This is a genomic window from Solibacillus sp. FSL R5-0449, from assembly GCF_037975215.1.
In the GTDB taxonomy this organism is placed as follows: Bacteria; Bacillota; Bacilli; order Bacillales_A; family Planococcaceae; genus Solibacillus.
Genome location: NZ_CP150239.1, coordinates 1956408 through 1979893, shown reverse-complemented (window position 1 = coordinate 1979893; position 23486 = coordinate 1956408). Strand labels below are relative to the sequence as shown.

Genomic DNA, 23486 nt, shown 5'->3' with positions numbered 1-23486 from the left:
ATGATGACGAGCTTGATTGTTCGCAACAATAAAATATTCTTCCGAGACAGAATGCTCGTCTTTTTCTCAATGCTGACTGTTTTGATTTCAATCGGGTTGTTTATTGTCTTTTTACAGAAAGTGCAAATAGATGCAATCAGTCAAGTGATAGCAATGACACCAGCTGTTGAATTAGTTGTAAGTCAATGGATGATTGCTGGGATTTTGACAATGACAGGTATGACATCGACGTTAGCGGTATTTGCTATATTCGTAAGTGATCAGGAATCGAAGCGTACAGCGGATTTTCTTGTTACATCTGCATCGAGAACTTCTATACAGCTAAGCTATGTTATCAGCTCAGTTATAATCGGCTTTATCATGACGTCTATTGCTTTTATTGTATGTGAACTATATTTATTGTCCCTTGGTGGGGATCTACCGAATGTAAAAAAGTTATTGCAACTATTCGGTGTGATAATGCTCGGGGTGTTACTGAGTGCAATGATTAATTTAGTGATAGTACTTTTAACAAGAACAGCAAAAGCATTTTCAACGGTAAATTCACTGGTGGGTACATTAATTGGGTTTTTGTGCGCAGTCTATGTTCCGATGGGGGTATTGCCAAAAGTAATTCAAACAGTCATTCATTTATTTCCTGTGAGTCACGTCGCGGTATTGTTACGTCAATTATTAATGGAAGATTCTTTGCAAACAGTATTTGGAAATGCAGAAGAGGCAATGAACTCCTATATGCTAACTTATGGAGTTGTATATGAAGTAGATGGTAATATTTTAGGAACTCTATCGAGTGTATTATTTATTTGCACTTCAATTGTTGGCATAGTCATTATTTCAGCCATTCTATTCCGCCTACAACATAAGTAAAAACCACTTTCCGTAGATTTATTGGAAAGTGGTTTTCTTATTTTTCCCTAGACTTAGGAAGATACTATATCAAAGAGAAATTAGGAAGGTGTATTATTGGAGGGTTCATTAATAAACAAGTAGCGATTAAATTGGATAAACGTATGAAGAAATGCCCAATTATTTTGTAAAAACTATATTTTAAGACGATTATTTTAATAGCTCAAAAATTTTTTTAGTAAATTTTTATTGTCTTTATATTAATAATGAGGAAAAGAGGGTATATGCATGGTGTAGCACTAGGAGGAATAACAATGAAACTTGAATTTTTAAAAATTGAAAAAATAGTCGAAACAGAAAAAAACAAAATCATATACATACCAGCTGGGGGGATCCAGTTTGTATTTAAAAATAAGATCATATCTTTAAAGGATCCATTACGCATTGCGATGACTCATCGGGGGAGCTTTATCGATGTTGTTCGCTATATCGATTTCGTAGTTTACGACGACCTTTCAATATATACGACTGGTGAGATTAAACGAGAAAGTTTATTTGGTATTGTATCGAATGACGAAGTGCTCTTAGCCATTCATAAAGAAATCGAAAAAGTTTCAGCGGAAGCTCCGATGTATAAATCATTTGATGATAAAGAGCTGTTTAACCAAGAATTTGGACAGGCAAATGAGCAGCCGATTTAAATACATCGATATAATTAGGAAGACCTTTGTTGAAGCGAAGGTCTTCTTTTTATTTAGGATTTATAAACCAGCTCTGCAAGTATAAACGCTGCTACTATAACAATTTATACACTATGTATAACAAAACAATTGAAATATTAGTGTTATTACAATAAATTAAATCTCACTTTTTAATTTATCAATATATTGTTTGGCTTCTAATAGTGAAAACCCTAATAGTTCTCTTGCCCTTTTCACTGCCTTGACATCAGCGCCTTCTTTTAATAGTTGTTTTAATTCATTATTTATCGGATGGTCAGGTGTAATTGTTTGTTTAGTTATTTGTTTTAAAGTAGTCTGCATATCTTTGATTCGATTATTCAAATTAGCTACAGTAAGCAATAAATACGCACAAATAAATAAAATTACTGCATCTAGTACAGAAAATTCCATGAAATAACCTCCTTTTTTTAGTAATATCTACATTTACGAAATATATGAATATAAGGTTTCACATTTTTTGCATAAAATAACGTCCACAAAGCAAGTAAACCATATGATAGATTCGATCACGTTCCCAGTTAAGGAACATATTGTGAAATAGCCATCTTCTATACAAGGTTAAGTTTAATAGGATTTAAAGGATTAACGATCAATATTATTGAATAAGTGTTCTATATCCGTAAGCTTGGAGGTACATAATGGAGTATTATAAATTTAGTAAAGAAAGTGGTAAGAAGATTTCTCATTTCAATTCAAATTTTATAATGTCCCGAATTATCCAAACAGACGAAAAGACCAATATTGGATGGATGCACTTAGATGAAGGTGGTGTTATAGGGTATCATCAAGCAGTAGTACCCCAACTTTTATTAATAATAACAGGAGAAGGGTATGTATGTAACGATAAAGAAGAGTATTTTAAAGTCCAATCTGGTGATGCGGTGTTTTGGAGAAAAGATGAATGGCATGAAACTAAATCAGATAAAGGTTTAACTGCTATACTAATTGAAAGAGATAAACTAAATCCTTCCTTATATATGCCCTTAAAAAATTAAAATCTATGGAAATCGCTTTAAAATTTCTGCAACAAAAAACCTAGTCAGCAGCTTCCAACATCAATACCAATCGGCACTTTTCTTGAAAAAGAAGAGTGCTTTATTCAATTATAGGGCCATATTGTGGAGCAACATTTTTTTCTTGGGGAGTGTTAGAAAATATGCAGATTTATAACGATAAAAGAATGGCAATACAAGTTTTTCTGCAAATTAAAGATTATACCCAACTAGTATAAAATCCTTTATATCAAGAGTTTCAGCTGACTGTATAAAATATCGTATAAATAATGTGATACAAAAAAGTCGAGAACGCTGTTAAATTAACGTTTTCGACTTTTGTTAACTGCCCAAACTTTGATTTGGGATCGTTATTAGGTTTAGTTATGTGTACGTTATAAAAACTTGTTACTAAAATACTCATGAAAGAAAAGAAGACTTATTTAACTTCAATTACAAAGACATAACCCGAACTTCCCTTTTCCCAATTTGCAGAAACACTATAAATATAAACACCCTTTTCTTTTGGCACTACTAGTACATTGTCATTTAATGGGGCATTTTCCGTTTCCCCGTTACTAAGCCATAAAGATGCATTCAACGTATTTTCTAGAGGTTTACGATTAAATTCTATTTTTAATTTAGCTTCAGGTGATACAATAACAGGTTTAAGTTCGTGATGTTTAATAATATCTGGTGGCGAAATCATATCAACACATTGTGCATTAATAAGCCCACGCCAACAATAAGAACCTTGTGCCACTTTTACAGTATTATTTTCAATAGTTATGGTTGGTTTAGGTGGTTTAAGGTTAGATCCAAAATAAATACCACCTACTAGCACAACTACAGCTAATAAAGAAATTAATATCTTTTTCATACATTTCCCCCCTCGTAAACATAGACGTGTAGAATTCCCCTAATGTTACACATATCGCTTTGGGCTGTTATTGTAAGCTGATCATAACCTTATAATGGCATTCGTTATTCCACAATCTGGGCGCTTTTCTTGAAGAAAAGTGCTTTATTCAATTATAGGGCCATATTGTGGAATAAAAGATTTCGTTAAATATTACCAAACGACTGATTGGTAAGGTTATACTTTTATTAATAGAAAAAGTATAGCGTTTTTGATATGGAGGTATTGATATGTATGTTCAAAAATTAACTTTTACTTTATTTTTATTTATTATTCTTTTAACAGGCTGCGGATTAGAAACGAAAAACTTTACAGAATTTTATAAAAATGACCTTGAAGATGTCACAAAAATTCAAGTAACAGATGGGAGTACAGGTTATTCAAAAATCATAACAGATAAAAAAGTAATTGGTGATTTTTTGAGTGAAATCAAGGATGTACAGTTTATACCTGAAGAAAACCAAGAAGATAGAGCTGGATTTCGTTATGCCATATCCCTTTATGAAGGTGAACAAATGACTTTTATATTTACGGAAAATGAGGTAACTGACTATTACTATTATACAGAGCCTGATATTTACCCAATAGTAGATAGTCTTTATAAAAATACTAAACTTGAAGAAGAATAAGCATTTTCTTATGCACTAACGATAGAAGTAGAAATATTGGCTGATAACAATCGGGCGCGATTCTTATATGAAGATCGCGTTTTTCCGTTATAGGACCATATTGTGGAGCAACATTTTTTCTTGGGGGAGTGTTAGAAAAGATGCAAATTTATAACGATTAAAGAATTGCTAGACAAGTTTTTATGCAAATTAAAAATCATGTCCAGCAAGTATTAAAGCTGCTTTAGTAACGTTTCATTGACTTACATAAAATCACATATAAACAATGTTCGATAAGAAAAGCGAGAAACGTTAGTTATTAAATCAACGTTTCCCGCATTTTGGTGTATTCCCAAACTTTGATTTTGGAACGTTATTTATGTTTGTTTTGTATACTCTATAAATCGTAGTTTCACTAAAGCCCCTTGTTAGTGCAACTAGAAGACTTGTGAAACAATCGCGCTCTTTTATAGAGATTAATTCTATTTTTGTATACTCACATCTATTTTTCTGTTATGTACAACCGCATATAAAGATAATCATTTTCTGTATTGTCTGATCGCTCAAAGCCTAGGCTACTCCAAAATTTTATTGCAGTTTTATTTTCTACATTAACTGGTAAGGAAATTCTACTTGTATTATATTCTTTACACAAATATTCAATGCAAAGCTTTGCAGCTGCTGTTCCATAGCCTCTTTTTTGAAAACGGCTATCGATCATAAAATTGATAATTTGGGGGTTGTTATCGCCTATAAACATCGAAACAAAGCCTACCATCACATTATCCTCATAAATTGCAAAAGGGCGTGATTCCTCATAAAATACCCACGCTTCGGCTAATGAAAACTCCACAGAATCTACAAATTCGACACTTGTATCAGTTGTACGCAAGTTTAAACATTCTTCATAATTGTCACTATTAATTTTTCTTAACTCTAGCAAAGCAATCTCACCTTCCAAATATAGTTATAATTTTTCAATTTGTATAATTCAACTTTTGAAAAGCGGAATTAGGATAAATCTTAATACATTGAAACTTTATGGTATAAATATGAGACACCAATAATTATAGCATTATTTTCCAAATAGTTGTTTGGGAATATTGTTATTCATAAACTTGTGAACCTAGCATTAAGAGAAGGTATTCGTTATTCCACAAACTGGCACGATTCTTCAATAAGAAGATCCGTTTTCCATTATAGGGCCATATTGTGGAATAATATTTTTTCTCGGGGGAGGCTTCTTATTAATCTTAAAGTAAGGATTTACAAGGTGTATTTATTAACATTTAAATATACCTATGTGTATTTTATTCATATGGTTTATCATAATCCTCAACTTTAAGCTCTTTAAGGAATTCAATAAAATTTATTCTATTTCTATATTTTTCTCCATAATATGATTTTTTATTGAGAAAATCTTCCTTAACAATATTAATAATATATGGTTTCATATGTGTTTCCTCTGCATAACCATAATTTTCGGTAAGCTCTATTAGAAAGGAAACAATATAATTAAATAATACAGGGAAATCTTTTTCGATTCCTTCCTGGTATTCAACTAAAGCTTTAATATACTTATATAACTCACTTTGTTTAGTAAAGCGAAAACTGCATCCTGTATTCCAATAGCCAAGCCAAATAGTAAATATACCAATAGAATACCGTCTCAATTTTTTATCAGAAGCATTGAAATATGAGTAATATGGATAATGTGGAAATGCCATTCCACCATCAAAACCTAATATTCGAAAGCCACTGTTCAATACTTTGTTTATTTCAGTAAGAATCATGCTTTTTTCTTCCGTTGTAAGTTCTTTTTGAATTTTTTTATCTTCTGAGCTCATAGATAACCCTCCTCTATTTTTCAATAATACCAAATTTAATATTAAGTAAGAACGTCCCCAAACCGATTTTGGTAACAGCTTTTTGCTTATGCAACAATCTGGGCGCTTTTCTTGAAGAAAAGTGCTTTATTCAATTATAGGGCCAGATTGTTGAATAACACCTTTTAAGAAAAATAGTTTTTTATGGTAACATTAAGGAGAGCCTGGAAGAAATGGACTCAAATTAACTAACGAGGCAGTTTAGTGGAAGTAGAGAGATGAACATCTATTTCTTTTTGGCGGATTTGACTAAAAAATACAAATTAAAAGTTGGAAAAACTGGTCACGTAACAAATGCAATAAACACCTCATTAACTTAGCTTTGCTTATACCATACGGTTTTATCATTTGGACTTATTTCAATCCGAAAGAAAGCCTATTGATGGGAAGGCGAGGAATATACAAGGAAGAACCTGAAATAACTGAAAGTGCATTTAGAAATACAAAAGCAAAAGCTTTAGTCACTATAATCGTCTTTCCGATAGTTTTTATTATAATTTTTGTTTATATTTACAGCTTGTAAAAAAATAAATCCTTTCTTCAACACTCGCGCGCTTTCCGATGAAGCACCCGCAATATTAAAGATCGCAGCTGGAGCTTTCCTTGCCGTTTATATAACGTTGAACCGCTGCTAATTTTTGTTCTGGGCTCATTTTAGCCATAAAAAACTACACCTCCTTGTTAGGGTTTGTCTAACAAATGGGGTGCAGCTCAATGAAACTTTGGGTGTATTATTATTTTATCTATTGAATATGTTATCAGAATTTTATGTCAAACTAGATATATGCATTTTTTAGTAATTAGGGGGTGGGCTATGGAAGCGAAAAAAACGGTGGTTCTATATTAAGCTCAATTGGTTGGTTATCTGTGGCGTTCTTAGCTATAAATTTAATGCCGCCACTTCTTATGTTTTTCCCTATACGCATAGGAATAGTGTTAAGAGGGGATTATCAAGAGCAGAAACAAGGATTAGCAATGATTATTTTAGGTGAAACTTTGAAATAAAGTTTGAGCAAAACACCTCATAAATTATAAAAAAGTTTGATGATTTTCTACCTTTATTACTTCATAAACGCACCCGATAGAGTTCTGAGAGTTCAGCAAAAAAGTTGACTCTCTCATAAACTAAGGTTTTTCTCCTCTTAGTATTTCTGTAAGCTTTGCATTTTTCATAATACTCCTTTATGATTTGGGAGTCTAAGGGGTTTTATTTAAGAGTCATCGAGAACGAAAAATTTAAAATTAAAGGGGATAGTATTCTTATGAATCGAAATGATTTAATTATTGAAAAAATTAATAAAGTATACCAATCCGTAGAGAATGTTGGATTCGATATTGCATTAGATTGGAAAAGCGAATTAAGTTATTCATATTATGAAGGTTTTAGTAGTGATATTGATTTTATTCGAAAAGGATCTTTATTTTCATTTTTAGGTATGGTTATAAATCATTTTTATAGATCAACATTAGCTTTTGGTCCCGAAAAAAGTGAGGATAAAGAGAATGGAGAAGAAAAAATATTACATGATATCACAATTTTCATTAAAATTTTTATAGATAATTTTGAACATCTAAATAAAGACTTTCCTATAACAGTATTTTTTGTTATTAAATTCCTGTTTTTAATTGATAATACAAAAAAGTTTGAGGATAGATTTGAAGACCCTTTATATCCACAATATTTTAATATATTAAGAAAAGAATACTTTAGTAACATTGATTTTTCTAAATATAAGTATTATAGTGAAATAAAGGAAGAGTTAGGTTTTTCTTACAATTACTTTTAAAGGTGATATATTTAATTTGAAAAAAATAGTTAGTAAAATTAGTTTTGTTTTATTATTTTCTTTAGTTGTTTTTATGGGTTCAAATCAAGCAAATGCAGATTACCCCCATATGGGTAAAGAGGTTCAGCTGTCTCCAGAGGAAATTGAAAAAATTCAAGCAGAATTAGAAGAAATGGAAATACCTTCATACGAAGAAATGGAGCAGCTTTTGACTAATGATGGATTAAATAGTGTTCAGAAGATCCAACCTATGAGCTATGTAGCTAAGCCTTGGTCAGAAGTTCCTTATAATCAATTAAAAATGGTAATAAATGACCAATGTGCTGCTGGTACACAAGCAACTTATGTGTTAGGAGATAGCTTTAATACTTCTTCTGGTAGTGATATTATAATGGCTTCAGGTAAGGGATGGAAGAATTACGGGTATTGCCATATTTATAAAGGCCATATGCAAAATAATATTTTAGGTAAATTAAATTATACATATACTCCTTTAGGGAAAAGTCAATTTCAATTAGTTCATAATCCTTATGCTATGATAGATATTATGAAAAACGTTATTAACAAAGACCTTGATTATGAAAGAGTAACTCCAAATAGAATTATTAAAGAAGCATATAATGTACGCGAAAATCAAAAAGTTAGAGTTGTTCTTGATGATCCAAAAGGGTGGACTACTCGACAATTTGACCAATATGATTGGATTGTAGTAAGTTCATATCCTGTATTTTAACCCCAAATATTCATATGGGAATTTTATTGAAATTCCCTATCAAAAACCTTACATTTCAATTTGTAAGGTTTTTTTGATATGTACATTTAAGGTATCTCGTTGCTTGAGGGTCATATATAAGGATGTCCTAGTTCTTTTAGATATAAAAAAACAATGAATCTTTATCAATCAGCGCTTTTCTTGAAGAAAAGTGCTTTATTCAATTATAGGGCCATTTAATTGAATAACATTTTTATATGGTAGCGTCAGAAAATGATGGATTTACAAAGATAAGAAATATACACAATTTTATGCAAAGAGAAGAACACTCCCAGTAAATGCAAATACCGCTGTATCAACGACTTAAACCATTTGTATAAAATACTGTATAAACAATGTTCACATAAAAAAGCACGAAACGCTGTTAAATCAACGTTCGTGCCTTTTTATAGTGTCCCAAAACTTTGATTTGGGAACGTTATTCGGTTTATTTATGTAGAGATTATTTATTTCTTGTTGTACTAAAGTACATAGTTAATGAAGTAAGAAGGGATTTATTTAGATTGTTTCCAAAATCTTTTTTGCTATTTCATCAAGTTCTTCTGCGAGTTCATTACGTGTAGGTGTTTCAGATACTCTTGTTAAATACTCTCTAAACTGAACTCTCGACTCTCTCGGCAATTCTAAAACTAAATAGTGTAAAATGAACCACTTCCAGTTATCATCATCAGAAGAAGTTAAAACATCTTGCACATATGGAACAATTTCTTCTGGAAAAGTTAAAAGTATTTCTAACACGCTTGGTGCCACTGGCCAATTCATATCTTGAATCCATTCAAGGAGATTAGGCAATAAAGGCAAGATTTTATCCCTATCCATTTTTTTTATTATTTCTACTCTATCATTATCTAATTTATGTCTTCGCAAAAGACTTTCGAAATTCTCCATATACACTCACCCTCCTTGCTTACGTTAGTTGAAGTATAACATTCCTTAAGTGACGTTTGGGAGTATTGCTGATCATAAGCTTGTAGTGGCACTCGTTCTTCAACAAACTGGGCGCGTTTATTCAAGAACGCGCTTTTTCAGTTATAGGGCAAGATTGCAAAATAACTTGATAAAAGGTATCTGGATATTAATGTTAAAATTCTATGTAAGATGGTGAAACAATTTATTTACGATAACAGGCAGGTTAATAAACAAGGAAATGCTAAAAAATTATTGTTAGGAACTGATAAAATGACTAATTTATATTTTGTTAGGCACGCACATTCTCTATATACACCTGATGAAATAAATAGACCTTTGTCGGAAAGAGGTTTTTCTGATGCAAAAATTGTTACCAAATTATTAAAAACGGAGGAAATTGGTATTGTTGTTTCAAGTCCTTATAAACGAGATGTTCAAACTGTCAAAGGTATAGCAGAATACATAAAAACAGAAGTTGAAATTATAGATGGTTTTAAAGAACGTACTTTAACCACAGTCCCAGCCAACGATTTTACTCTTGCAATAACAAAAGTATGGGAGGACTACAATTTTTCATGGGAGGATGGAGAATCTAACATAGTAGCTCAAAAAAGGGGTGTAGAAAGCACTTTGAATATATTAGAGAAATACAAAGGTGAAAATGTTGTTATTGGCACACATGGAAATATAATGGTTTTAATCATGAATTTCTTTGATAGCCAGTTTGATTTTCCTTTTTGGCAAAATCTTGATATGCCAGATATATATAAATTAACTTTTAAGGGTAAAGTGCTAACAAACGTAGAGAAAGTATGGCAAAGAACATAATATAATTCTTCGATTAAGGGCTGCTCTAGTTGAATAAGATGTTCAATAATCGGGCGCGATTCATAAACAAGAAGATCGCGTTTTATACGTTATAGAATAGTATTCTAATAAATTCCTTATAGATACCTGGATATTTATGTTAAAATTTAAGCTAGTTTGTGAATTAAAACTATCGGATCATTATTCTTTAAAAAGACTTGGTGTGAAAGGAGAATAAATAAATGGAGAGTAGATTAAGAAAATCAAGTATATATGGACTATTGTTTGGATTGGCCATCTCTATTTTATTTGTTAATTATAAGGATGTTACACAGATAGGGGATGGGGATTATCAAACTACATATAAACCTGTAATTGAATTCCTCCGCTAAAAGAAGCTATAAATTTTTGTCCGTAAGCACTATTTTTCCAATCCATTAATTCTGCCATTTCTATCTTTCCCCTTATATTTAATGACTTTAATGAGTTTTCATAGCTCTAATTATTTGTTTAATTTTATCACGAATGGACCTTATAAATAGGCTAGTATTGTATCCTGGTAGAATAGATTGAAATAAAAGAAAAAATCATTTCAATAAAACTCCTTCATACGACAGAGAATTGAGATGTCCGATCACTAAAGGAGGTTATTCCAGTATGCAATTTTAGGGCGCGTTCCTTGTATTGAAGAAGGAAAGTGTCTTTTTTTATGAAATGAATTAGGTCATTGATGAAAAGCAAATGTGTCCATTATCCTCAAGCTAACAAATTATGTTTTAAATTGGAGGACTTCTTTTTGTCTCAAGAATTTTATCATAGAAGGTTGAATTCAATGAGAACAATGGAATTTAATGGTAATAATAGCCAGAAAATTGAAACTTTATACCAACTTATTCGTATAGTAGTTAATAACACAAATACTTATTCATATTTAATTCAAAGGAGGAATTAAAATGCGAACTCATTACTCGCCTCGTCTAATCTTTTTAGTGCTCGCCATCGTCGCACTTATCAGCATACCTGTTGTCGGAGCAATATTACCGGTGTTCTATGTTCAAACATTTATATTTGATAGAATGGCAATTATCCTTTATCCGGATGGAATTAATTTTAGACTCGTAATGGCTGCTTGCTTTATATTATTTCTCGGATTAATGATTCCGGTAATCAAACAGAACAAACTCTTTTATAGCCTTTCAAGTATTATTATTGCAGGTGCCCTCTTCGTATTCTATTTATCAATCTTAAGTTATACGTATATAGGAAATGAACAAGTGGTTTCAAATAAATTGTTCGATGGCAAAACATTTCAATGGTCTGAAATTGAAGAAGTAGTGCTCGAATATTACGTGGATGATATCGGTACACATGAAGAATACATTTTCACTTCAGTTGATGGAAATTCTATTCGAATTCCTTTAAATGATCAGTTCCTACATGAAGATAAAAATGAAATCTACAGAGTGGCAAAACAAAACAATGTAGAATTTATTGAACGTGAGAAAATGTAATTTACTAAGGATGATTGGCTAATCTGAAAGGTTAATGAACTGAATTCTAACTGTTAGCCAAAAATAACGGTTGGAATTCAGCTTTTTATTAAGGGGGAAGGAGATGGAAGCGTGAAAAGAATTTTATGTTTAGTCATATGTGTTTTCTTTTTATCTGGTTGTAATTATGAAACAAGAAGTCATGAGTATGTTGGAGAAAGTGATAATTGGGCGATCGATTATAAGTATAAAGTCAAAATCAAAAATGATGAAAATCATAGTGAATATGAGATAAAAATAAACTACAAAGGCGAAATTGATAAATTAGCAAATGGAGAAGCAATACAAGTTACATATAAAATTGGAGAAAAAAGTGGTTCAGAAACTTTCATAGTTAAGGATGCAAGCGAACCATTATATATTGTTAGTCCTGGTAATCTGAATGCTTCTACTTTGGAAGGAAACGAAGTAGGAATAATAACTGTCTCATGGGGTGAAAATTACGAGGAGTTTGAAATTAAGAGTTCAAAAGAATGAAAATTTATAAATAAGCCTTTACCGAAAGGAAAGCATCATAATAGGAGGAGAAATATGACTACAACATATGTTAATTGGGGTGAATCAAGAGTTAAATTGACTTGGGAGAAAAATAGTGTACTCCCTCCAAATGATTTAATTACAAGTGTACATGGATTTTGTTTTCGGGAAGATCGACTGTTGTTAGTCGACTTGAACGATAGGGGATGGGATTTCCCGGGAGGACACATTGAACCTGAGGAAACTCCAGAAGAATGCTTTAAACGGGAAGCTTTGGAAGAAGGTTATATTGAAGGTGAATGTAAGTTGTTAGGGTACATAATTGTAGATCATACGGAAAATCCAAATTGGGAAGAAAGTAGTCCATATCCAAAAGTCGGTTATCAAGTGTTTTACAAAATGGATATTAAAAAGCTTTTACCATTTGAAGGAAGACATGAATCTTCTCAACGGATCTTTATAAATCCTAAGGAAATTTCTAACTATTATTCAAAATGGAATATTCTTTATCAGGAAATCATGGATTGTACTTTATAATCCTCTTAACCAATAGTCATAAGGAAAGACACAAAACGTTGTAATTACAATATTTGTGTCTTTCTGCCGATTCTAGTTAAGTGAAAACAAAAGGATTTAGTTTACCTTTTTGAGAGAGTGCCAACAAAAGTACCTATCCATACACCTGCAAAACAGGTAATTGTGAAGTAAGCCAAAAAGATACCTTCCCAGCCCCCAACAACATCCTTGCTAAAAATAATTAATCCAATACTAATTAGACTTAAGACAGTGGCGGTTAAAAGTACAACTTTTTTTGAAACTTTACGGGATGTAATATACATTCCAATTGCAAACACAATTCCACAAAGTAATATTGGCGTCCATCCCTCTAACATCAAAGCATCCATTTAATTACCTCCTGTTATGGTATTCCGTAACCTGAGCAATTCATTATTTATATTACTTTCTATTATTAATGTATCGTAATATCATTCGCTTTGCCACATATTTGTTAAATTATGTAATTTTAACTCTTGTCATGAGTTTGTACATTTTATTCATATAGGACTGCTACAACTTGATGAACGTTATTTAGGAATATTTTTTGTATAGGAAGGTTTAGTATTAATTTTTGAAATCCACTTCCAAAGTAGAAAAATAATAAATGTATTATAAATAACAGAGAAAAATCGAAAAATACATTCGTCATTTCTAAGTTATAGGCTTCAAATATTGATACCATCTGATTTCCCTTATACTGAATCCATTTAAACTGTAAGCCAAAAATCAAAGCGATTATAAAACTAATCGTGATTATTTTCATTTTTATCATTACTACACTCAATTCTCACTACTAATATTCCTCTATTATCTTTAAATGTCCTTTTGGTCATTCATAATTTAAACCACTGTACTTATTCGCAAGGTTTCCAAGGCCTCTGATTGAACAAAAGTTTTGATCCTGCATAAGGTAAAAGGTATGACAGGTTTTTTGGGAGGATTTTATGCATTGGGTCACCATTATTATTGTAGGTATAGCGGCTAATTTAGATAATTTGGGGATTGGATTGGCTTATGGAGTAAAAGAAACAAGAATCCCTATTTTATCAAACATAATCATTGCTTTTATTTCCATGACTTTTACTTATTTTGCAGTAATAGCTGGCGGTACGTTAAGCGAATATATTTCACCAAATATGGCCAACTATATAGGGAGTTCTTTATTATGTATGATAGGGTTATGGACATTATTTTCCAAAAGGTTAACTAATCCGGAACCATTTAAAAATCCGGAGCTAATTGATTGGGATGATAATCATGTGATTTCTTGGAGAGAAGCAATATATCTTGGACTTATTTTATCATTGAACTGTATGGCAAGTGGGCTGGGGATTGGTGCAAACGGAATTTCAGCTCTATGGACCGTTTTCTCTATAGGATTTTTTTCTTTAGTGACAATTGGAATCGGCAGCCATTTTGGTTATCTCCTTAATAAAACATTTATCGGTAAATATTCGACAACGATTTCCGGTTGGTTACTTATTATAATAGGTCTTTATGAAATGCTTGTTTAATCTCAATGCATCGGACAGGATATTTTCATAACCCTACAGAATTCTAAATGAAATTCAGCAATTGAATTTCCGTAATATACGGCCGCTTTCCTTATTAAAGGTAAGCGGCTTTTAATTATGTATATAATATAACCCACTGAATCCCAATTAGTTCCAAAATATATTGAGATAAAGTCCATAAGTTGTAATCTTCTTGTAACATACGTAATAGTAATACGTATTTGTATAAATCATAAAATCTGTCAATATTTATTCAGTGGAAGTATACTTTTTTTCTGGATGATTTTGTGAATTTAACAGTTTCGAACCCATTGATTTTATGGAATTTATTAATAGAATGCTATTCTTACCAGTTTATGGACCATTTATTACGTATTTTCTACTGTAACATAGTTTGTGTAGAAGAGGAGGAATTCAAAAATGAATAAAAAATGGTTAGCAACATCATTATGTGCAGCAACATTATTTGCAACATCTATTACTGCGGCTAATGCAGCAGATATAAATAAAGAAGAAAATAAAGGTGCAAATACTCAACATATTCAACTTATTAAAGGTGATCATTATCAAGATTTGGCTTTAAAATTAATTAAGCAAATTTCAGTAAAAGGCGAATTCGGGATTTTATCAAAAGATGCGATTAATCAAGCTTTAGTTAATCTTGATACTAATAAAATAGTTAAAGAGGGCAAAGTAGTAAATACACAAAAAACTACTACTAATAAAGAAGCTCAAAAAGAAACGACTGCTAAAACAGTGGAAAAAGAGGATAAAGCACCTCAAGCTCAAGCACCAGTAAAAGAAGAAAAAGCTCAAACTGTTACAGAAAATAACGATGCAAAAGCACCTGAAGCATCAACAGAAGAAAAAGCAACACCGGTAACAACGAACAATGATGCAAAAGAAGAGCAAGTACCAACAAAAGAAACAACTGCACCAGAAACAACGACAAATACACAGGCAACACCTGTGACAAATAACAATAATACACAAGCACCATCAAAATCAAATAACCAACAAACAGAAGCACCAGTAAAAACAACTACGAACAATGCTAGTCAGTCAGTTTCTGAATTTGAAAAACAAGTGGTAGACTTAACAAATGCAGAACGTACAAAAGCAGGTTTAAAACCGCTTGAAATGCACACGCCATTAATGGGTGTAGCTCATGCAAAATCAGCTGATATGGCGAAAAATAATTACTTTTCACATACAAGCCCGACATTTGGAAGCCCGTTCGATCAGATTAAATCTGCAGGGATTTCATACCGTTCTGCTGGAGAAAACATTGCACAAGGTCAAAGAACACCACAACAAGTAGTACAAGCATGGATGGATTCACCAGGTCACCGTCAAAACATTATGAATGCCAATTTCACACATATTGGTGTAGGTTTTGTTGAAGAGGGTTACTATTGGACACAACAATTTATCCAACTATAAGAATATAAATACGGTTAGGCTACTTATCGTCCATTCTATGGGCGTTAAGTAGCCTAATTTTTTATTCTGCATTTTTCAAATCAATGCGTAAGTCTTTTCCCCAGAAATTTAGAGAACAAAATAGCAATGATTAAAGCGGGTAACGCATAAATTTGTCCTACTAGCAATTTCCAACCTATTGTATTATAGCCATCAGAAGCTGGTAGAATCACAGCGATTAGACAAACAATTAAGTAAACTAATAGAGGGATAATTTTTTTCATCATCGGTTAATTCACCACCTTATAATAGAGTTTTATTTAAGTAATTGCCGAAATTTCTTAATAACTTATTAAACCAAACTCCATTGCCTATGCTTAATTCAAAAACTAGGTTGTGCTTTTTATCATTATACCACCAGAATATAGTAAGCTAATATAAGCAAAATGGGGGATTATTGAAACTAAGGAATATTTCACATAATAATGAACTGCGGAATGGAATCAGACCGAACGATATTGTGAGATAAGACTCAAAGGAGAGAAAAAGAAAAAACAGCCCAAATTGACCTGTCTTATTTAACAATCAATTTTTAATAGAGGCGTTGCTGATTACACGGTGGAAAACCAGATATATCTGCAATCATTGAAAATTCGTACTGTTTCAGTGCAAATTGTGTTTGATACAGATATTCAATAACCATCAACTTTCCGTTTGATACACCACAAAGTACCCCAGATGTCCCCTGACCATTTGCGAAGGATATACCAATCGGTTGTCCTATTAAATAATTAACCTTATGTTGCCATGGTGGCATTGTCATCAACCCTTTCTGTGTAGTTTATGCTTCTGGAAAGGGTATGTGCTACTTCAGGAATATAACCACATTGATTTCGTTCAACATTATTATTTTTAATTTTTTTCGAACGAAATTAAATTTTTTATAGTCTAATAAATAAGGAGGTGGCGTACGTTGGAGAATTTACTTGAAAAAGCTACCGCTGGGGATCAACTAGCGATCCTGGAACTGATTGAACAAGATGAGGAAGTACTTTACCCCATCGCTTATACATACTTGAAAAATGAGCAGGATGCCCTTGATGCCATGCAAGAAATGACCTATAAGGCACTGAAAAAAATGCACACCATTAAACAGCCTGAATTTGCGCGTACTTGGCTTGTACGTGTACTAATCAACTGTTGTAAAGATATATTGAAAAAACGAATCCAAACTGTTGAAATTGAAAAGACCAGCCTTAGTGAAGCGCCAGTTTATAATGACATCAGTCGTCTTCTTAATCTACTTACGCTCACTGAACAACAGTTAGTTTACGCAAAATATTTCCAACAGCTGAAAAACAATGAAATTGCCGAACTGCAAAATATTCCAGAAGGCACCGTTAAATCTCGGCTGCACGCCATTTTAAAGAAACTGCGTAAAGCAGCTGGACAAAAGGAGGATTGGCTATGATTAAAATTCCTAAAGATAAGCTGCGTCAAGGACGTATGGATGCATATACAAAACTGAAAAAAGAACGCCGGCGAAAGAAGCAGTGGCAGGGAATCGCTGCAGTAGCTATCATCTTCCTCAGTTTTTTGCTAACGGTCCGTGTTTCACCGACGATTGCCAGCTATGCCGCTAAAATCCCTGGTTTAAGTGTTATCGTCGAGCTTGTACAGGAAAATGAGGGGATTAAAGACGCCATTGCCAATGAATATTACGAGGAACTGGGCATACTTGTACAAGACAAGGATGTTACGATTACACTTCAAGGTGCCATCATCGATGAATACGGAATTATGCTCATGTACGATTTTGATTACCCGACAAAAAAAAGCGAACATCATAACTATACGGTGAACATTTACCAGGGTGATCAACAGCTGAAAAACAGTATGTCTTACGGGACAAAGGACAGCCGGGACGAGTCGGTTGCACACAGCAGCCATATACTTGAGTTGACGCTCGATCAGCCGCTTGATACGAAAAACCCTAATTTCCGTGTTGAATTTGAAATGCGTGATGGGGACAAACAAACGATTTCCATACCTTTTTCATTAGAAAAACCGATTGCTAAAGCGAAAGTAGTAGAACCGAATACGAACATTACAGCACAAGGTCAACGCCTAACAATCAGTAAAATCATTCGGACACCCCTGCGTATTCATATCGAAGTAAAGCCGGATCCATCGAATAAAATGCAAATTGTCGCACTCGATAACATTTCACTGGAACTTAAAAATGGCAGTAAACGTGAACTTATTCGCAATGGGTTAGTGGGCAGTGGTTCCTTCCGAGAAGGACAGTCCACGTTTTACCTCCAAAGCAATTACTTCTATGATTCAGATGAACTCATCGTCCGTATCGGCGAAATACAAGCTATTCCAAAAGGTGAAGACTATTTCGAAGTTGACTTCAAAACGAAGGAAGTGCTTTACAAACCAAACTTCATTGACTGGGATATTAAAGTTGTCGGCCACGATGTATACCTAAACGCACCCGTCAAGGATGACCACGGCCGCCAGCACTTATTTCCTGCTGAAAAAGAGGATGGTACGGCGCTTGAGTCAAAAGGAGGCAGTTTTTCTACGTCTGCCCACGAAGGCTTTAATTATAGAGAATACTATGAGCCCTACAGTGGCAGAGCAAAACTGTGGATCAACTACATTGCCAATCCGATAGCGAAGGACGTTGAGATTAAAATAGATTTGACTGAATAACGATATATCTCAGTTTTATTGATCAGAAAAAGCATCGTTTCTTTTGGAAACATGCTTTTTTTACTGTTCTGTTTTATGTAAACGCCTATTTAAGGAACTTTATTCCAATGATGGCGTTAAACATCTTGAAAGAGGTGGTATTTTGAAAAAAATTCTCATTCTATTTACAGTGATTAGTTCTATACTAGTTGGCTGTACTCAAGAAAAAGGTTATAGCGTTTGGATTGAAGCATCCCAAGGCCCAGTACTTATTGATACAGCAAAAGAAAGGCTAATTAATGCAAAAATAGATTTTATATTAGATGATAATGGAAGTGTTTTAATAAATGAGAAGGATTTTGATAAAGCTGTATTATGTTGCTCTTAATATTATACAAGCAAAAAACTGAAAATTAGGGGGGAAGCGATGTCCTTAATTTTATTCTTATTTATGGGTCTTATTGGTGTTTTCTTTGTCATGTTTCTTAAAAGGCCGTTAATCAACTTACTGGGAGAAGACAATTTTCTAATATCTAGGTTGAACAATGCGGAATGGTTTCAAAATCATTGGCTAGCAGGCATATTTCTGTTTATTACGAATGCCATCCTATTTTTTTCGACGGCTCTATTTCTTTATTTGTTAAGTTACTTCTTAATTCCGTATGTCCATTTGCCTGTGATGATACTTGCTGTAATAGGAAGTCTCTTTTTATGGATAATAATGAATAGAACTTGGCAAGGGACGAGAAAAAATCGTTTGAAGATGGCAGCAGTCGGGAGCAGTTTTTATATGATCCTCACTCTAATATTGATTTATATGTTAGTAACACTGGAGCCTGCCTATCCGGGGGATGATCCTTTTATGAGAGCAATCGGATTATTCATGGGGATTGTGGTCACAACAGGTGCGTGTATTTCATGTTTTATCTTTACAGGATTTTCGAATAAGAAGGAAGTGAATTAAATGTTACATATAAATTATCACTACTTTCTACTATATTAGGGTTACTATCAATGGTTTGTTTTTCTAAGTTAATTACAAGACAATTAGAAAATTCTCTTGGTGGTGTTGAGGAAAAAATTACTCTATTTGAAAAGATTTTTTCTTTTGCAGGCAACTTTTTAATGTGTCTTATTTTTGAGTGGTTTTTTACATTTTGTTCTCGTTGATTATACACTGATGAATTATTTTCTGGGGTTGCAAAAACCAGAATATGTAGTGGTCTTTCAGTGTTATTACAATATCCATGCACATAATTTGACCATCCAAAGACAAGATTGTTTTTCACAGCAATTATTTGCTCTTCAAATGAAATATCATAAGTCAATTCACCTTCTAAAATTAATGCGTGATCTTCACCAAAGGGATGAAAATGTGCTTTAATTCCTTCATCTCCATTATTAATTTGGAAATATAGAATCCGATGATTTTTGCAAGAACTTTCCCAAATCTTTTTGAACTTAATATCGGCTTTCATTAGTTCTTTTAAATCTATCATATATTTCACCTCAATTTGTATTATAGGTTGTTTAATCTAAGGTTAAATCAATCTTTCGGATGATATTTTAAAAATCATATTAATTATTTAATTGAAGAGCGCGATTCTTTATATGAATCGGCTTTTTTGTTTGGATAAAAAAAGATTAATGTTAAAATTTAGGTGGTGATATTTTTGCTGACTTTAACATACGGGTTGTATAGCATTTCGCTAATAATTTTTATAAGTAATTTTAGAGCGGGTGATTTATATGAAAATAGATTTACTATTTAACCAACCGGAATTTATCAATGAAGTTTCTGAAATGGTCTATCAAGAATTTGTAGTAAAAGCAGGTAGTAGGATGACGTTTGAAGATGTTGTTCAGTACTTTTCTAGTACAAAGGATTATTCATTACCTATAACACTCGTAGCCTTTGAAAATGGGGAATGTTTCGGCACTGTATCAATAGTTGAAAATGATTTAAAGGCAAGACATATGTATAAACCTTGGCTCGCTTCTCTTTATACAAAACCTGCGTACCGTAGTAAAGGGATAGGGAAAATGTTAATAGACGAGACGATTCGCGTAGTGAGGGAATTAGATTGGAATGAGCTGTATTTAAGAACAGAAGATGCTTCGGATTATTATAGGAACAGAGGATGGACCTTCCTAGAGACTGTTTCTGATGAAAAATATGAAAAGATTGATGTGTTTAAAATAAATTGTAAATGAATAATGGGGGAAGTTAAAATGCCATATGAAGTGAATTGGGATTTAGACAGTATTTTTCGAGGTGGAAGCAAGTCAGATCAATTCAGCAATCACTTAAATGAATTGGAAGTTTATTTACATACTATAAAAGAGTCGGTTGCCTCTTTTAGTGCACTGCCCTTAATAGATGATGGGGCCCCAATAGCAGAATTAATGAACAAAATTGGTGAAACCCACATCCATTTATCACAAGCCAATTCTTTTGTCACTTGTCTCCTTTCTCAACATTCTAAAGATTCGGATGCAGTAACTTTACGCGGCAAAATCGTCAGTTTTGAATCTGATTTTAAAATTGCATTATCTAAACTAAAGGTTGTCTTAGCAAATATTGAACAGGAGAGATGGGTAAGTTTAATCGAAGCTAAAGAATTAGCACATTATAAATTTATTTTGACTGACTGGCGTGAAAATACGAATACCGCTTTATCGGATGACGGACAATCGTTAATAGCTGATTTAACGGTTGACGGCTATCATTCTTGGGGCCATTTTTATAATGCACTGATAAGTAGTATGAAAGTACATATTGAAGTGGATGGAAATGAAAAACAGCTTTCAATAGGACAGGCTATCAACTTAAGATCTCACCCTGATGAGAAGGTGCGTAAAGAAGCACATCACACATTGGAAACAGTATACGAAGAAAAAGAAGAGATGTTCGCCAAAATATTAAATCATATTGCGGGCTTCCGGTTACAAATTTATGAGCATTCCGGTATTGAAAATGTGTTGGAAATCCCTTTAAAAGAAAATAGAATAACGGAAAAAACGATGAATGCTATGTGGTCGGTCGTCAAGCAGTATAAAGATCCTTTCTCGAATTATTTAAAAAGAAAAGCTGAAATGATGGGGACTCCCAGCATGAAAGCCTATAATTTTTGGGCTCCGATTATAAATGAAATCCCCAAAATACAATACGACGAAGCAGCTACGCTCATCATAGATCATTTTAGTCATTTTGGAAACGGATTAGAAATGTTTGCTAAGCATGCTTTTAATGAAGGCTGGATTGAAGCGGAAGACCATGACAATAAATCGGCTTTCCCGTTTTGTGCGAGTTTTCCGCTTACCGGCGAATCAAGAATTTTTATGACCTTTGGCGGGACGTTTTTAAACGTGCTGACACTTGTGCATGAATTGGGACATGCTTTCCACAATTACGCGATGAAATCGGTAGATGGGTTAAATAAACAGTATCCGATGTGTATTGCCGAAACCGCTTCAACCTTTGCCGAAATGATTATTTTTGATGCAGCATTGGAAAAAGTGCAGTCAAAAGAAGAGAAATTGTTTTTATTGGATGAGAAATTAAAACGCAGTGTCATGAATTTTATGAATATCCATTCCAGGTTTTTATTTGAAGAAAGATTTTATGAAGAGCGTAAAAAAGGGCTTGTTTCATCCAGGCGTTTGAACCAATTAATGAACGAGGCCATACAAGAAGCATATCACGGATCCCTTGATGAGCCGTCCACCTATTCTTGGGTATGGACACCCCATTACTATATTACACAATCTCCTTTTTATAATTTCCCTTATACTTTTGGCTATTTATTTGCATTAGGAATTTTTGCAAAGGCAAAGGAGAAAGGAAAAGAATTTGAGAAGGATTATCTGAATTTACTTAAAGACTCAGGCAGGATGACGGTAGAAGATTTAGTGATGAAACATTTAGGAGAAGACATCACATCCACAGATTTTTGGGAAAAGGGAATGGAAATCTGTGTAAAAGATGCGGAAGAATTTATAACCCTTACGTCTTAAGATATAATTCATAGGGAATTTCAGCGAAAATTAGGTGGTTAAAATAATGAATGGAACCAAAATTTTAAATATATTTGGATTTGAAGTGGAAGAAGAGCCTGCAAGCATTTATCCATATTCACCGGTATATCGAGTGAAATATGGTAATCGGGATGTTGTTGTAAAACGTACGCAAAAAAGAGCAGGAAATGTTATGTCGTATACGAACATGCTAAAAGACAAGGGGATAAATGTTGTAACGCCAGTTAAGTTACAAGTGGATAATCCGCAAAAATATGAAGATACAAATTTCGTGGTTTATCCATTTATTGAAGGTGAGAAATATTCAGGCAAAGACAATGAAATTTATGAAGCTGGTAAATTGTTAGGGCAGATCCACAGCAGTTCACCTGTTTCCAATGTTTATGACCTCCTCGTATATGATGTCTATGATTTTAATGAAGAAGAAGTGAAAGAGAGTATGGAGGCAATTAACCAACATGCACAAAAAGCCGGAATTAGAATGGACCCAGGATTAAAAACAAAGTTATTGGAAAGTGTTGCAAATCAGCAGGAACTTTACCGGGCAAACTTACCACATGTTGCAACACCTCATGATTTTAAAGCAAATAATTTAATATTAATCCCGGAGCCATTTCTAATCGATCCGGATAATGCGGCATGGATTCCAAAAATATTTGATCTGGCCCTCGCACTACTACTTTTTCATAATGAGCATGAAGAAGCACCAGATCGGGTCTTTACAAAAGGTGAATGGGAACTTTTTTTATCGGGGTACAGAGAGTACATAGACATTACCGATGAGGAAAAAAGCTTTTGGGAAATGGCCAAACAGCACGTTTTTCTAGATGAAGTGATGTGGTTAATGGCGGAGTATGAGGAGCATTCCTGTTAGAAGGATTTTCAGGGACTTGAAAACAAAAAAGCCCTCCTGTATGATGCTTGAGTATCAACGACTAAATTGACTCATTCATCTACG

At 33.1% G+C, this 23486-nt stretch carries 28 protein-coding genes; 19 read left to right on the top strand and 9 right to left on the bottom strand.

Annotated elements, in window-relative coordinates; translation table 11 throughout:
* A complete protein-coding gene (locus MKY27_RS09790) occupies positions 1-867 on the top strand; it encodes an ABC transporter permease (protein WP_339194735.1) in 867 nt (288 codons plus the stop codon).
* Between the two features lie 293 nt (positions 868-1160).
* Complete coding sequence (locus tag MKY27_RS09785) at positions 1161-1547, top strand: molecular chaperone (protein ID WP_339194734.1); 387 nt, start codon at positions 1161-1163, stop codon at positions 1545-1547.
* A gap of 156 nt (positions 1548-1703) precedes the next feature.
* Here the strand turns inward: MKY27_RS09785 and MKY27_RS09780 are convergent, their stop codons facing one another.
* Positions 1704-1979 (bottom strand): hypothetical protein, encoded by a 276-nt coding sequence (locus MKY27_RS09780; protein ID WP_339194732.1) that lies wholly within the window; start codon positions 1977-1979, stop codon positions 1704-1706.
* A gap of 248 nt (positions 1980-2227) precedes the next feature.
* On the opposite strand from MKY27_RS09780, the gene MKY27_RS09775 reads away from it, so the two are divergent.
* Positions 2228-2584, top strand: coding sequence for a cupin (locus tag MKY27_RS09775; RefSeq protein ID WP_339194730.1), 357 nt, complete (start codon positions 2228-2230; stop codon positions 2582-2584).
* 436 nt (positions 2585-3020) lie between these two features.
* Here MKY27_RS09775 and MKY27_RS09770 read toward each other — a convergent pair whose 3' ends face one another.
* Positions 3021-3461, bottom strand: coding sequence for a hypothetical protein (locus MKY27_RS09770; RefSeq protein WP_008405454.1), 441 nt, complete (start codon positions 3459-3461; stop codon positions 3021-3023).
* Positions 3462-3730: 269 nt separating this feature from the next.
* Here MKY27_RS09770 and MKY27_RS09765 point away from each other — a divergent pair, with 269 nt between their 5' ends.
* On the top strand, positions 3731-4129 hold the full coding sequence (locus tag MKY27_RS09765) for a hypothetical protein (protein ID WP_339194728.1): 399 nt from the start codon (positions 3731-3733) through the stop codon (positions 4127-4129).
* A gap of 481 nt (positions 4130-4610) precedes the next feature.
* On the opposite strand, the gene MKY27_RS09760 is transcribed toward MKY27_RS09765, so the two are convergent.
* The gene (locus MKY27_RS09760; RefSeq protein ID WP_339194726.1) at positions 4611-5051 is read right to left on the bottom strand and encodes a GNAT family N-acetyltransferase; all 441 of its coding nucleotides are present in this window, start codon (positions 5049-5051) and stop codon (positions 4611-4613) included.
* A 367-nt stretch (positions 5052-5418) separates the two neighbouring features.
* A complete protein-coding gene (locus tag MKY27_RS09755) occupies positions 5419-5955 on the bottom strand; it encodes a carbamoyl-phosphate synthase small subunit (protein WP_339194723.1) in 537 nt (178 codons plus the stop codon).
* Between the two features lie 1301 nt (positions 5956-7256).
* Between MKY27_RS09755 and MKY27_RS09750 the strand changes: the two genes are divergently transcribed.
* Complete coding sequence (locus MKY27_RS09750; protein ID WP_339194722.1) at positions 7257-7781, top strand: hypothetical protein; 525 nt, start codon at positions 7257-7259, stop codon at positions 7779-7781.
* A gap of 16 nt (positions 7782-7797) precedes the next feature.
* Complete coding sequence (locus MKY27_RS09745) at positions 7798-8514, top strand: hypothetical protein (protein WP_339194720.1); 717 nt, start codon at positions 7798-7800, stop codon at positions 8512-8514.
* Positions 8515-9051: 537 nt separating this feature from the next.
* Here the strand turns inward: MKY27_RS09745 and MKY27_RS09740 are convergent.
* The gene (locus MKY27_RS09740) at positions 9052-9441 is read right to left on the bottom strand and encodes a DUF5071 domain-containing protein (RefSeq protein ID WP_339194719.1); all 390 of its coding nucleotides are present in this window, start codon (positions 9439-9441) and stop codon (positions 9052-9054) included.
* Between the two features lie 291 nt (positions 9442-9732).
* Here MKY27_RS09740 and MKY27_RS09735 point away from each other — a divergent pair, with 291 nt between their 5' ends.
* From MKY27_RS09735 to MKY27_RS09720, 4 genes are all read left to right on the top strand, one after another.
* Complete coding sequence (locus tag MKY27_RS09735) at positions 9733-10290, top strand: histidine phosphatase family protein (protein WP_339199691.1); 558 nt, start codon at positions 9733-9735, stop codon at positions 10288-10290.
* Between the two features lie 932 nt (positions 10291-11222).
* Positions 11223-11780, top strand: a complete 558-nt coding sequence (locus MKY27_RS09730) for a hypothetical protein (protein ID WP_339194716.1) — start codon at positions 11223-11225, stop codon at positions 11778-11780.
* Between the two features lie 111 nt (positions 11781-11891).
* Positions 11892-12296, top strand: a complete 405-nt coding sequence (locus tag MKY27_RS09725) for a hypothetical protein (protein WP_339194714.1) — start codon at positions 11892-11894, stop codon at positions 12294-12296.
* A 54-nt stretch (positions 12297-12350) separates the two neighbouring features.
* Positions 12351-12833 (top strand): NUDIX domain-containing protein, encoded by a 483-nt coding sequence (locus MKY27_RS09720; protein WP_339194712.1) that lies wholly within the window; start codon positions 12351-12353, stop codon positions 12831-12833.
* Between the two features lie 101 nt (positions 12834-12934).
* Here the strand turns inward: MKY27_RS09720 and MKY27_RS09715 are convergent, their stop codons facing one another.
* The gene (locus tag MKY27_RS09715) at positions 12935-13201 is read right to left on the bottom strand and encodes a YesK family protein (RefSeq protein ID WP_339194710.1); all 267 of its coding nucleotides are present in this window, start codon (positions 13199-13201) and stop codon (positions 12935-12937) included.
* 597 nt (positions 13202-13798) lie between these two features.
* On the opposite strand from MKY27_RS09715, the gene MKY27_RS09710 reads away from it, so the two are divergent.
* Positions 13799-14368, top strand: coding sequence for a manganese efflux pump (locus tag MKY27_RS09710; RefSeq protein ID WP_339194708.1), 570 nt, complete (start codon positions 13799-13801; stop codon positions 14366-14368).
* A gap of 420 nt (positions 14369-14788) precedes the next feature.
* Positions 14789-15811, top strand: a complete 1023-nt coding sequence (locus tag MKY27_RS09705) for a CAP domain-containing protein (RefSeq protein ID WP_339194706.1) — start codon at positions 14789-14791, stop codon at positions 15809-15811.
* Between the two features lie 80 nt (positions 15812-15891).
* Here MKY27_RS09705 and MKY27_RS09700 read toward each other — a convergent pair whose 3' ends face one another.
* Positions 15892-16074 (bottom strand): DUF4017 family protein, encoded by a 183-nt coding sequence (locus MKY27_RS09700; RefSeq protein ID WP_339199688.1) that lies wholly within the window; start codon positions 16072-16074, stop codon positions 15892-15894.
* A gap of 308 nt (positions 16075-16382) precedes the next feature.
* Positions 16383-16613 (bottom strand): hypothetical protein, encoded by a 231-nt coding sequence (locus MKY27_RS09695; RefSeq protein ID WP_339171479.1) that lies wholly within the window; start codon positions 16611-16613, stop codon positions 16383-16385.
* 150 nt (positions 16614-16763) lie between these two features.
* On the opposite strand from MKY27_RS09695, the gene MKY27_RS09690 reads away from it, so the two are divergent.
* From MKY27_RS09690 to MKY27_RS09675, 4 genes are all read left to right on the top strand, one after another.
* Positions 16764-17261 (top strand): sigma-70 family RNA polymerase sigma factor, encoded by a 498-nt coding sequence (locus tag MKY27_RS09690; RefSeq protein ID WP_339194703.1) that lies wholly within the window; start codon positions 16764-16766, stop codon positions 17259-17261.
* Positions 17258-18511 carry a DUF4179 domain-containing protein gene (locus tag MKY27_RS09685; RefSeq protein ID WP_339194701.1) on the top strand — a complete coding sequence of 418 codons (1254 nt, stop codon included), beginning with the start codon at positions 17258-17260 and terminating at the stop codon, positions 18509-18511. Before MKY27_RS09690 ends, MKY27_RS09685 begins: the two co-directional genes overlap by 4 nt.
* 142 nt (positions 18512-18653) lie before the next feature.
* A complete protein-coding gene (locus MKY27_RS09680) occupies positions 18654-18878 on the top strand; it encodes a hypothetical protein (RefSeq protein ID WP_339194699.1) in 225 nt (74 codons plus the stop codon).
* Between the two features lie 39 nt (positions 18879-18917).
* On the top strand, positions 18918-19454 hold the full coding sequence (locus MKY27_RS09675; protein WP_339194698.1) for a hypothetical protein: 537 nt from the start codon (positions 18918-18920) through the stop codon (positions 19452-19454).
* Here MKY27_RS09675 and MKY27_RS09670 read toward each other — a convergent pair.
* The gene (locus MKY27_RS09670; RefSeq protein ID WP_339194697.1) at positions 19420-19989 is read right to left on the bottom strand and encodes a cupin domain-containing protein; all 570 of its coding nucleotides are present in this window, start codon (positions 19987-19989) and stop codon (positions 19420-19422) included. The genes MKY27_RS09675 and MKY27_RS09670 overlap by 35 nt on opposite strands.
* A gap of 250 nt (positions 19990-20239) precedes the next feature.
* Between MKY27_RS09670 and MKY27_RS09665 the strand changes: the two genes are divergently transcribed.
* Genes MKY27_RS09665 through MKY27_RS09655 form a run of 3 tightly spaced genes read left to right on the top strand, consistent with a single transcriptional unit; the run spans position 20240 to position 23402 of the window.
* On the top strand, positions 20240-20704 hold the full coding sequence (locus MKY27_RS09665) for a GNAT family N-acetyltransferase (RefSeq protein ID WP_339194694.1): 465 nt from the start codon (positions 20240-20242) through the stop codon (positions 20702-20704).
* 18 nt (positions 20705-20722) lie between these two features.
* Positions 20723-22507, top strand: coding sequence for a M3 family oligoendopeptidase (locus MKY27_RS09660; protein ID WP_339194692.1), 1785 nt, complete (start codon positions 20723-20725; stop codon positions 22505-22507).
* A gap of 46 nt (positions 22508-22553) precedes the next feature.
* Positions 22554-23402 (top strand): phosphotransferase, encoded by an 849-nt coding sequence (locus MKY27_RS09655; RefSeq protein ID WP_339194689.1) that lies wholly within the window; start codon positions 22554-22556, stop codon positions 23400-23402.
* The last annotated feature ends 84 nt before the right edge of the window (positions 23403-23486 follow it).